Raw genomic sequence first — 411 nt, forward strand, 5'->3', positions numbered from 1 at the left:
CATAAACAAGGTCGCCAGGTTCTTTTTCCACTGGCATGGACTCACCGGTGATGGGCGCCTGGTTCACCGTGGAAACACCACTCACTACATTACCATCCATGGCAATGCGCTCACCTGGTTTGACGATAATGACATCGCCTACCACGATTTCTTCTACCGGTAGACGCAATTCCTGCCCGTCGCGCCGTACCAGCGCTTCTCGCGGCGCTAAGTCCATTAAGGCGCGAATGGATTCGCGGGTTTTATCCATCGTGTAGGCCTGCAATGCATTACCCAGAGAAAACAAGAATACAACGGTTGCGCCCTCGCTCCACTCCCGAATAGCCACCGCACCAATGGCTGCAATGATCATAAGAAAATTAGTATCTAACGTAAAGCTTTTCAAACCATACAAACCGCTTTTGGCTACGT

General features: G+C 50.9%; 1 protein-coding gene. It reads right to left on the bottom strand.

Translation table 11 applies throughout. The features are described 5' to 3' along the window. A partial coding sequence (locus tag FOI68_RS22985) for a P-type ATPase actuator domain-containing protein (protein ID WP_483296179.1) occupies nt 1-411 on the bottom strand: 411 nt, incomplete at both ends.

Origin of the sequence: Brevibacillus sp. LEMMJ03, from assembly GCF_007197875.1 — a bacterium.
Lineage (GTDB): Bacteria > Bacillota > Bacilli > Brevibacillales > Brevibacillaceae > Brevibacillus > Brevibacillus thermoruber.